Origin of the sequence: Micrococcus sp. MS-ASIII-49 (genome assembly GCF_000946635.1) — a bacterium.
GTDB lineage: Bacteria > Actinomycetota > Actinomycetes > Actinomycetales > Micrococcaceae > Micrococcus > Micrococcus luteus.
The window spans coordinates 1-10,729 of record NZ_JXSP01000003.1 but is presented as its reverse complement, the minus strand read 5'-3'; the positions used below and the strand labels follow the sequence as shown (position 1 = coordinate 10,729).

Here is a 10,729-nt window from a genome sequence, read left to right as displayed (position 1 = left end):
CTCCACACCACGACGACGGCCCCGGGCCCCTCACGCGAGGGACCCGGGGCCGTGTCGGCCCACGTCGCCCCGCCACGGCCGCACCGGGAACGCGAGACGTCGGAATGCGGCCACATTCCGGCGTCATGGCGACCGCTGGCGTTCCAGGTCGACGTGCGGGGTCCCGCTCCCCTCAACGGCCCGCGCGGATCTCGCGCAGCCGGCGTTCCAGGTCGACCGGCAGGTCCGCGGCGAAGCGCGGGTCGAGGTCGGGCCCGGCGTCCGCCAGCCGGTAGACGCCGTCGGCGCGGTCGAGGAACCCGTAGTCCACGAGTTCGCGACGCAGCGTGGCCACGTCCTCGTGGGCGGGGCGCAGCAGGTCGTTGACCTCGGCCTCCGCGTAGGCGCGGCCCGCTCTGAAGCGACGCAGCAGCTCGAGAAGGACGGCCACCCGCGGCTTGCGACGCGCAGGGATGGAGCGCAGCCGGTCCCCGTCGAAGAAGCGGGTGAGCACGGTCGCGTGGTAGCGCTCGGCGGACTGCCACTCGTCGGCGAGGGCCGCCGCCGCGGCGGTGTACCGCTCACCGGTGACGGCCATGCGGGCGCGGATCAGGGTCTTGAGGTCGGACTGACGGGTCATGGTGCATCCTCGCCGGCGCGCTCCCGGCCATGCCGCGCCGCGGGTCGGGGACGACGTCCGTCGCGTGCGGGTGGGCCCGAGGATCCGCTCCCCTTCGCGCCGGGCTGCAGGGCCCTGCCGCGCGGGACCGGGCCGCGTGGCGCGCTCGGCGGTGGGCGCCGCCGTCGTGATCCAGGCTAGCCGACGCCCGCGACGTAGGATCGCGCCATGCCCCTGACCCCGCCGCGGACCGCCCCACCCCGACCTGTGGAGGCCCGTCCGTGACCCAGGTGCTCTCCGGCTTCGCGGTCGTGTGGGTGATCATCCTCGTGGGCGTCCTGGTGGGGCGCACGGGGGTGCTCGGCGAGCACGGCCGCACCGTGCTCTCCCGCGCGGCGTTCTTCATCGGCAACCCGGCGCTGCTGTTCGTCACGCTCTCCCGCGCGGACGTGGGCGCCGTGCTGGGCCCCCAGCTGTGGGTGGCCACGCTGTCCGCGTTCACCGCGGCCGCACTGTACCTCGCGGTGACGGTCCCGCTGCTGAAGGGCAGGCCGGCCTCGGAGCGGATCATGTCCGCGCTCAGCGCCTCGCTCGTGAACTCGGCGAACCTCGGCATCCCCATCGCGGCCTACGTCCTCGGCGACGCCGCCCTGGCCGCCCCGGCGCTCATCTTCCAGCTGGCGATCTACACGCCGCTCTACGTGGCCGCGATGGACGCCGCCACCGCGCGCGAGGTCCGGCGACGCACGACGGCGGGCCGGCGCCGGGCGGTGCGCCGCTCCCCCGGGCGCGCCGTGGCCGACCAGGTCCGCCACACGGTCACCAACCCCCTGATCCTGGGCTCGGTGGCCGGCCTGGTCTTCTCCCTCACCGGCTGGTCGTTGCCGGGCCCCCTCATGGAGTCCGTGGAGCTCATCGGCGGGCTGTCCATCCCGGCGATGCTCCTGGCGTTCGGCATGTCGCTGGTCGGCTCGCGGCCGCTCGAGCGGGCCGGCGGGCGACGCGCGGACGTGCTGCTCGCCTCGGCGGTGAAGCTGGTGGTGCATCCGCTGCTGGCCTGGCTGCTCGCGCAGTTCGTGTTCGGCCTGGATGCGCGGCACGTGTTCGTCGCCGTCGTCCTGGCCTCCCTGCCGACCGCACAGAACGTGTTCGTCACCGCCGTGCGCTACGACGCGGGGCTGCGCGTCTCGAAGGACACGATCCTGGTCACCACGATCGTCGCGATCCCGGCGATGATCGCCGTCGCCCTGCTGCTGGCCTGAGGCCGACGACGGCGGCGCCCGGCCCGGTGTCACGCGCCGGACGCCTCGCCGCGGCTCAGACGTCCCGGCGGATCAGCTCGTCCAGCCCCGTGGGCGAGAGCAGGTACGGGGCGACCTCGAGCACGGTGCGCGCCCCCGTCTCCCCCTGGGCCTTCAGACGCGCGGCGGCACGGCCGTAGGCGACCTGCGCGGCGGCGGTGAAGTCGGGGTTGGACTCCAGCTCCAGCACGAACTCGACAGCGCTGCGCGAGCCGCCGAGGTCGCCCGAGGTGACGACGTGGCCGCCGTGCGGCATGCCCTGGTGGTCGCGCTCGAACTCCTCCTCGGAGATGAAGTGCACGGTGGTCTCGTACGGGGCGAAGTAGTCGGGCATCGTGGTGATGGCCTCGGTGATGGCCGCGTGGTCGGCCTCGTCGGCCACCACGTAGCACTCACGCACGTGCGCGGAGGCGCCGGTGATCTCGGCGCCCCGTCCGGCGCGGGCCTCGGCGATCGCCTCCTCGCTGGGGATCGTGTACTGCACGCCGCGCCGGACGCCGGGGACCCGCCGGACGGCGTCGGAATGGCCCTGCGAGAGGCCCTTGCCCCAGAACGTGTTCTGCTGCGGCTGCGGGAACAGCGCCGCGCCCAGCACCCGGTTCACCGAGAACAGGCCCGGGTCCCAGCCGGTGGAGATCATCGCCACGTGCCCGCCCTCCCGGGCCGCGGCGTCCATCTCGGCGCGGTGCCGCGGGATGAGCTGGTGGTTGTCGTAGGTGTCCACGGTGGTGAAGTGCCGCGCGTAGCCGGCCGCCTGCTCGGGGATGTCCGTGGCGCTGCCGAGGCAGAGGAACAGCACGTCGATCTCCCCGGCGTGCTCGGCGGCCCGCTCCGCCGGGAGCACGGGCGTGTCCGTGTCCAGGCCGGTGCGGCGCGAGAAGATGCCCACCAGCTCCATGTCCGGCTGGAGCTTCACGAGCTTCTCCACACTGCGGCCGAGGTTCCCGTATCCGACGATGCCGGCGCGGATGGTCATGTGCGTCCTCCTGGTGGGGTCGTGGTCAGGTCGGTCCCGCCAGCCTAGGCCCGGCGCCGCGGGGCGCCGAGTCCGCCCGCCGGACCGCGCAGCAGGAGCACGACGACGGCGACCAGCCCCGCCAACGCCAGCATGCTGACCACGTAGATCGGCCAGGCCCACGGGCTGTGGTCGCCCCCGCCGATGCCGTAGGTGTCCGCGAGCGCCATGCCCGGCCCGAACGAGGCCATGAAGTAGGCCGGGGACGCGGCGACGAGCGAGGCGAGGCCCAGGGCGAGGACCGCCAGCGGGTCGACCTCCTCGCGACGCCACGTGAGGAACCACAGGATCGCGGCCACACCGAGCCCGGCCGCCAGGATCACGGCCGGGAGGACGAAGGGGACGCCGAGCTGGCCCGCCGCGCTCAGGTCCGCGTAGATCCTCCCGAGGCCGCGGTCGCCGGGCGCGGCGGCCAACGGGTTGAGGACGAACACCTGCAGGGCCGCGAGCGCCGCGGCGGCGGCGATGACGCCCGGGACCACCGCGCCCGCGGCGAGCCGCACCCAGCCGGGCCGGTCGGGCAGGGCGAAGGGCGCCGTCGTCGGGCGGGGCCGGGCGGGGCGGGAGGACGCGGCGGGGCGACGGGCGGAAGGGGACATGCGGCCAGGCTAACCGCTCGCCTCCGCTGCAGACACGAGAGCCTCCGGCGCCATTTCGTCAACGACAGCGGCTGTGGAGGCTCCTGCGCCCCCGCCGTCTCGTCGACGAGCGCGGCGGGTGAGGTCAGCGCACGCCGGCGCCGGAGAGGGTCTTGGCCCAGGCCTCGATGGCGTCCCAGTCGCGGAAGTCGCCGTAGTGCTCGTTGCGGGAGAGCTTGAGCTTGAGCTTCTCCAGCCGGCCCAGGCGCTCCTCGACGAGCGCCCCGCGGAAGTACGCCACCTCGCGCGGGCCGTAGGACTCGAGCTTCTCCCGCACCGGCCGGGCCAGCTCGGGCGCGCCGCCGGAGGCCAGGATCACGAGCGGCAGGTCCGCCAGCTCGGCCCGACGGGTGTCGAGGAACGCCCGGGCGTCGGCGGCGAGCGAGCCCGTGTAGACCGGGGCCGCGACGATCACCGCGTCCGCCGTGGCCAGCCACGCAGCGGCGCCCTTGACGTCCTCCACCACGGTCGGGACGGCCTGCGACGTGCGCAGCACCTCCGCGACCCGCTCGGCGATCTCTCGCGTGGATCCGTGGGCGGACGAGGTGACGATGAGCGTGGTCATGGTGGGGCGCAGCCTTCGGGGTCGGGGGCGGACGACGCGCTCAGTGTATCCCGCGCAGGTCCAGGTCCAGGCGGGTCTCGGCGCCCTCCGGGGCCCGGTCCGGGGTGTGCACCGTGACCGGGATGCCCCAGTCCTGCTGGTACAGGTGGCAGGCGGCGTGGTCCGGGATGGGCTGCCCCTTCTCCCCGTCACACGCGGCGGCCCGGGCGGTGATGTGCAGGACGCCCTCCTCGACCTCGGGGTTCAGCCGCAGCGTCCGGTGCAGCCCCGTGGACGTGCCGGCGCCCTCGAGCAGCAGCTCCTCCGGGGACGAGGAGACCTTCAGCTGCGTGGGATCGCCCCAGCGGTCGTCCAGCTTCTGCCCCGTGGGCGCGGCGAAGCCGATCGTCAGGTCCAGGTCGCCGGCCACCACCGGGGTGCGGGGACGCTGCGTCTGCCGCGCGCCCTCGTCCACGGTGAGGAACTCCTCCGGCACCGCCAGCCGCGTGAGCCGGTGGGCGTTGGACTCGACCACCACGATCGCGGTGTCGTTCCCGTCCGCGTCGTGCTCCACGAGCACGTCCGAGGGCTCGAGCAGCCCGCGCGCCACCGTGGTCACCGTGGCCGGGACCGCCCGGCCCGCGGCGTCCTCGCCGGCCGGCGCGTACCGGCGGATCGCGCCGTTGTACGTGTCGGCGATCAGCACGGAGCCGTCCGGCAGGGCCGTGACGCCCAGCGCGTGCTGCAGGCGCGCGCGGTCCGCCTCCCCGTCCACGTGGCCGAAGTCGAACAGGCCCGCCCCGACGGCGGTCCCGACCTCGCGGCGCCCGTCCTCCCCGGTCCGCACCCAGCGCACCGCGGAGGTCTCCGAGTCCGCGACCCACAGCGTGCCGTCCGCGCCCACGGACAGCCCCGAGGGCTGCGCAAACCAGGCCCGTCCGGCGTCGCCGTCCAGCAGGCCCTCGAGCGCCGTGCCCGCGTGCACCGCGAGCGCGTCTGTGACGGGGTCGAAGTCGAAGAGCTGGTGCGTGCCGGCCATCGCGATCACCACACGCCCCAGGGCGGGGTGCCACACGACGTCCCACGGGGAGGACAGCGAGATCGCGGTCGGCTCCCCGGGCAGGTCCGCGAGGTCGACGGCGACGTCCCCCTCGTCGTCGACGGCGGCGGCCTCCTTGGCGCGCTCGGAGTCGATGAGCTTCTGCACGCCGTTGCCGGCGAGGGTGCTGACGTGCCCGTCCGACAGGCGCAGGCCCCGCAGCCGGTGGTTGACGGAGTCCGCCACGACGACGTCGTAGCCGACGCGCTGGGCGACGTCCTCGGGCAGCAGCGCCAGGCCCTGCGGCTCGTTGAACAGCGCCTGGTCCGGCCCGCCGTCCGCGTGGCCCTTCTCCCCGGGCGTGGGGAATGCGAGCTCGGCCTGGCCCGCGTCCGCCGTGGCGGGGTCCCCGCCGCCGAACGCGCGGAGCACCGTGGTCAGGTCCTCGGCGACCTCCAGGAGGCGGTGGTGGCCGGTGTCCGAGACGAGGAACGTGCCCGGGCGGGAGCCGCGGCCGCCGAGCGACACGGCCTTGCCGGGGAACGACAGGTCCCGGGCCACGGGGGCGGGCGGGACGTAGGGGCCCGAGCCGCGGTGCAGCGTGCCCTTGGCCTCGTGCTCGGCCACGAGCTCGCGCACGAGCCCGTAGAGCCCGGCCACGTGCCCCTCTCCGGACAGGTGCGCGGCGATGTAGCCCTCCGGGTCCACCACCACGAGGGTGGGCCACGCGCGCGCCGAGTACGCCTGCCACGTGGTCAGCTCGGGGTCGTCCAGCACGGGGTGCTCGATGGCGTAGCGCTCGACGGCGGCCGCGAGCGCGTCCGGGTCCGCCTCGTGCTCGAACTTGGGCGAGTGCACGCCCACCGTGACGAGCACGTCCGCGAACTCCTCCTCGAGCGGGCGCAGCTCGTCCAGGACGTGCAGGCAGTTGATGCAGCAGAACGTCCAGAAGTCGAGGAGGACGACCTTGCCGCGCAGGTCCTCGAGGCTCACCTGCTCGCCGCCGGTGTTCAGCCAGCCGCGGCCCACGAGCTCGGACGCGCGCACCCGGGTGGCCGCGCGCGGCACGGCGGCGGGGGCGTCAGCGGTCGGGGCGGGGTTCGGGGTCTGCGGTGCGGTCATGTCCACCATCATGACGCACGCCCCGGACGCGTCAGCCGTGAGCGGACGCCGGCGGCGTCACAGGGGGAAAGACGACGCCGCCGGGCGGGTCCGGCTCAGTCGGCGGCCAGGGCGGCGGCCAGCATCTCCTCGGCGATGAGGGTGAACTCCTTGCGCCCGGCCTCGGGCCGGCCCACGAAGGAGACCATCACCACGGCGTCGGAGGTGACGGCGGTGAGCACCTGGGCCGTGAGCTGGGGCTCGGACTCCGAGGCCACGGTCCGCTCCCACACGAGGGCGGACTGCGCCGGCGTGCCGTCGGACAGCGGCGCGTCGGAGACCTCGAGGCGGTAGTCGACGGTCGCGTCCCCCTCCTGCACGGTCATGGTCATCTCGCGGCAGTCGGCGCGCAGGGCGTTGACGGTCTGGATGTGGCGCTCGACGTCCTGGCGGCCCTGGCCCGTGAGCCGGGCGACCTCCACGGTGCCCGTGCCCGTGAAGGTGTCGGCGCCGACGTCCACGCGCGTGGCCTCGGCCTCGTCGAGGGCGATCGGGGAGAAGTCCAGGGCGGTCAGCGGCGCCTTGCACTGCGCCGGCTGCACGGTGGTCCGGTCCGCGTCCGCGCGCCGGTCCCGGGAGTCCTCGCGGGCCGCGTCGATCTCCTCCGCCGTGGCGGCCCGCTGCCGGACGAAGCCGAACGTGGCCGCACGCTCGGCCGCGGCCTGCGCCATGCGCTCGTCCTGACGGTCGCCCAGGCCGAGCCCCTCCGGGGCCGCCGACTCCGTGGGCGCCGCGGTGCCGGCGTCGCCGTGGACTCCGTCCGCGGGCGCGGACGCGGCGGCCGGATCGCCGTCCCCGGCCCTGCAGCCCGTCAGGGCCAGCAGGCCGGCGGCGACGGCGGCCGCGAGGCGCAGCCGACCACGCCGGGGCGCGGCCGGGCGGCCGAGGGGAGGGAGGAGGTCAGCGGACATCACGGGCCTCCTCGGGGCCGGTGGAGGAGTCACGGGCCACGGGCTCGGCGCCGCTCGGGGCGTCGGTGACCGGGGTGCCGTGCATGCGGGCGTACATCTCGTTCCAGCGGCGCAGCTCCGCGTCGCCGTCGCGGTCGGCCTGCCGGTCCAGCCGGACCGCGTTCTTGCGGTCGCTGCGATACCAGAGCACGGCCACCATCACCGCCATCATCACGGTGGGGAACTCGCCGATGCCCCACATCACCGCGCCGCCGATGCGCTGGTCCTCGAGGGCGGTGGGGCCCCAGTCGCGGCCCATGTTGCCGAACCAGGACGCCTGCATCAGGCCGGTGGAGGAGGTCATGGCGACGCCGATGAAGGCGTGGAAGATCATCGTGGCCATCAGCAGCACGAGCCGCAGGGCGTACGGGGGCCGGCGCGGCAGCGGATCCGAGCCGATCATGACCAGGGCGAACAGGAACCCGGTCAGCAGGAAGTGGACGTTCATGAACTCGTGGCCCACGTGGGTCTCCAGCGAGAACCGGAAGAAGTCCGTGTAGTAGAACACCAGGATCGAGCCGGCGAAGTTGACCCCCGCCACGATCGGGTTCGTGATGAACCGCCCCCACGGGGAGTGCACGATCCACAGGATCCACTCGCGCGGGCCGCGCGTCCCGTCCGTGCGGGACGGCAGGGCCCGCAGCGCCAGGGTGATCGGCGCGCCCAGGACGAGGAAGACGGGGCTGAGCATCGTCAGCGTCATGTGGCCCACCATGTGCGCGCTGAACAGGACGCGGCCGTACACGGCCGGGGACCCGGAGGTCGCCCACAGCAGCACGGCCAGGCCCGCGAGCCACGCGACGGTGCGCAGCACGGGCCAGCGGTCGCCGCGGCGGCGCAGCTGCCACACGGAGCGCAGGTACCAGAGGGTCAGGAACGCGATGATCGCGACCCACAGCCAGTCGAACCGCCACATCGTGATCCACCGGGCGCCCTCGAGGGCCGGCGGCAGCTCGTAGCCGGTGAGGATGCGGGCCGGGGAGGCGTCCGGCGCGAGCTCCTCCGGCACGGGCGGGGCCGTCCGGGAGAGCACGGAGGAGACGCCCATGACGGCGCCCATGATCACGGCCTCCACGGCGATGAGCTGCCACAGCAGGCGACGCGCGGGGGCGGGGCTGGGACGGTCCGGGCCGGCGTCGAGGCGGGGGATCACCCACCGGCGGTGCAGCAGGCCGATCAGGCCGAGGCCCAGGGCCGCCAGGAACTTGGCCGACACGAGGATGCCGTAGGGGCTCAGCAGCTGGGCCGGATCGTCCATGCGGATCGACGCGTTGACCACGCCGGACAGCGCCACCGTGACCAGGCCCAGCCCGGCGAGCACGGAGTAGCGGGTCAGGACCGTGTGCAGCAGGGGCGCCGGGCCCTGCCGGCGCAGGCTGCGGCCCCGCCCCTGCGCCCCGTTGGGCCCCACGAGGGTGTCCGAGATCGCGACGAGCACGAGCAGTCCGCCCACCCACACGACGACGCCGAGCAGGTGCAGGCCGATCGAGTTCACGGCGCCGGTGTGGTCGTCACCGCCCGCCGCGTGCCCGATCAGGGCCAGGGGCACGAGGGCGAGCATCGCCAGGATGCCGGTCCAGAACAGGCCGTTGTGGGAGCGGACGGCGATCGCCAACGTGGTCACGACGGCGGCGATCACGGTGACCCAGAACCACGCCTGGCCCACCGAGATGCCGACCACGTAGGCCGCCAGGCCGTCCGTGAAGCCCTGCCCCGCAGTGACGGGGATGCCGGCGAGATCCGAGTAGGACAGCACGCCGACGGCCAGCGCGGCCACCGTCCACACGCCGGCGCTGACGGCGGCGATCCGCATCACGCGGGTGAACGCGGGGTGCTCGGGCAGCGGTGCGGCGTCCGCGTCCTCGCGCCGCTGCCGGGCGGAGCGGTGCCACCGTTCCGTGCCCGCCGCGTGCGGCGGCAGGACCCCGGCCGCGAAGATCAGCGCCGCGATGGTCAGGGACATCGCCAGGTTGGAGACGAGCTCCCCCACGGGCACGCCCCAGCGGGTGATCCACCCCGGGTCGGAGAGCTGGCGTGCGGCGGTGACCCCGGTCAGCCAGCCGGCGGCGGCGAGGCCGGCGGCTCCCGCGGCGGCCACGAGCACCCAGATCCACCGGGGCACACCGACCGGCCCCGACGGACCGGGGCGGGCGGCGTCGTCGTTCTCGGCGGGGTGGCTGCCCCGGGCGGGGGCGGTGGCGGCGGACATGGGGTCCATCCTCTCAAAGCGTGCGGACGCCCGGCGACGACGGGAGCGGCCCCGCCGTCGTCGGGCCCCTGGGTCAGGCGAACAGGGCGTCGCCCACGAACCCGCCCTCGGCGCAGCCGGGCGGGATCGCGAAGACCGCCGAGCCGACGGGCACGGTCCACAGGTTCAGGTGGTCCGACTCGGCGAGCCGGGCCTGGACGGGGACGAACTGTCGGTCCACGTCCGCCTGGTAGGCGGCGAAGATCAGGCCGGAGCCCGCCTCCAGCGCCCCGCGCGGGTCGTCGTAGTTGTAGCTGCGACGCAGCATCCCGTACTCGGGCTCCTCCCCGCGGGCCCGCCGCAGGTGCGCGATGTCCGAGATGACCGGGAAGCCCGTGGGGCCGACGGCGTCGAAGTCCGGCTCGTCGTGCTCCTGCTCCCCCGTGAGGGGGGCGCCGGTGCCGAGGCGACGGCCGATGACCTTCTCCTTGGCCGGGCGGTCGAGCTCGTCCCACGTGTCCATGAGCATCTCGATGCGCCGGATCACCACGGACGTGCCGTCCGCGATCCACGGGGTGACGCCCACCTGCTCGGCGCCCACGCCCCACACCACGCGATCGAGGTGCGGGGTGTCCGCGGCCGGGTTGCCGGTGCCGTCCACCTGCCCGAAGAGGTTGCGCATGGTGGTGCCGGTGGGGTGGGCGCCGCGGGCGGAGCGGAAGCCCTCCTGCACCCAGCGCTCGGTGGCGAACGGCCGGGCCGCCTTGAGGAGCATGCGCCGGGCGTGGGCCACGGACATCCGGTCGTCGCCGCAGATCTGCAGCAGGAGGTCGCCGTCGCTGAACGCGGGGTCCAGGCGGTCGATCTGCTCGAACGCCGGCAGCGGGCGCAGCCAGGCCGGGGCCCGGTCCGGGGCCACGCGGCGGACGAGCTCCGGGCCGAAGCCGAACGTCACGGTGAGCCGCGCGGGGGCGGCGGCGAGCTCCGGCTCGGTGTCGGCGATCGTGGCGCGGCCCTGGGTCAGGCGCGCCGCGTCGTCGGTGAGCAGGCGCAGCATCCGCTCGATGCGCACCCGGTCCGCGTCCTCGCGCAGGTCGAGGGCGAGGAAGACGGCGTGGGCCTGGGCGGGGGTGTCGACGCCGGCCTGGCGCGGCCCGTGGAACGGCACGGTGTCCGTGCCCACGGGCGAGCTGACGGCCACCCGGGCGGCCTGGCCGCCGGGCTCGGCCCAGCCGGCCCGGCCGACGTCGCCCTCGATGCCGGTGTCGCCCATGACCTCGGACGGCGAGGCCCCC

At 75.0% G+C, this 10,729-nt stretch carries 9 protein-coding genes; 1 reads left to right on the top strand and 8 read right to left on the bottom strand.

The window, feature by feature from the left end:
- Positions 1-172 precede the first annotated feature (172 nt).
- On the bottom strand, positions 173-619 hold the full coding sequence (locus SJ20_RS00240; RefSeq protein ID WP_020626108.1) for a DUF2087 domain-containing protein: 447 nt from the start codon (positions 617-619) through the stop codon (positions 173-175).
- A 260-nt stretch (positions 620-879) separates the two neighbouring features.
- On the opposite strand from SJ20_RS00240, the gene SJ20_RS00235 reads away from it, so the two are divergent.
- Complete coding sequence (locus SJ20_RS00235; protein WP_044658533.1) at positions 880-1,860, top strand: AEC family transporter; 981 nt, start codon at positions 880-882, stop codon at positions 1,858-1,860.
- Between the two features lie 55 nt (positions 1,861-1,915).
- Here SJ20_RS00235 and SJ20_RS00230 read toward each other — a convergent pair whose 3' ends face one another.
- The 7 genes from SJ20_RS00230 to SJ20_RS00200 form a co-directional block, all read right to left on the bottom strand.
- Entirely contained in the window at positions 1,916-2,875 is a 960-nt protein-coding gene (locus SJ20_RS00230; protein WP_036385002.1) for a diaminopimelate dehydrogenase, read from the bottom strand.
- A 44-nt stretch (positions 2,876-2,919) separates the two neighbouring features.
- Positions 2,920-3,513 (bottom strand): hypothetical protein, encoded by a 594-nt coding sequence (locus tag SJ20_RS00225; protein ID WP_044658532.1) that lies wholly within the window; start codon positions 3,511-3,513, stop codon positions 2,920-2,922.
- Between the two features lie 124 nt (positions 3,514-3,637).
- Positions 3,638-4,117, bottom strand: coding sequence for a flavodoxin domain-containing protein (locus SJ20_RS00220; protein WP_036384268.1), 480 nt, complete (start codon positions 4,115-4,117; stop codon positions 3,638-3,640).
- A 40-nt stretch (positions 4,118-4,157) separates the two neighbouring features.
- Positions 4,158-6,257 (bottom strand): NHL domain-containing thioredoxin family protein, encoded by a 2,100-nt coding sequence (locus SJ20_RS00215; RefSeq protein ID WP_044658531.1) that lies wholly within the window; start codon positions 6,255-6,257, stop codon positions 4,158-4,160.
- A gap of 95 nt (positions 6,258-6,352) precedes the next feature.
- Positions 6,353-7,207, bottom strand: a complete 855-nt coding sequence (locus SJ20_RS00210; protein WP_178329097.1) for a hypothetical protein — start codon at positions 7,205-7,207, stop codon at positions 6,353-6,355.
- On the bottom strand, positions 7,197-9,455 hold the full coding sequence (locus SJ20_RS00205; protein WP_044658530.1) for a cytochrome c oxidase assembly protein: 2,259 nt from the start codon (positions 9,453-9,455) through the stop codon (positions 7,197-7,199). The genes SJ20_RS00210 and SJ20_RS00205 overlap by 11 nt, the downstream gene beginning before the upstream one ends.
- Positions 9,456-9,528: 73 nt before the next feature.
- Positions 9,529-10,729: Dyp-type peroxidase (locus tag SJ20_RS00200; RefSeq protein ID WP_044658529.1), on the bottom strand; the 1,201-nt coding region annotated here is incomplete at its 5' end.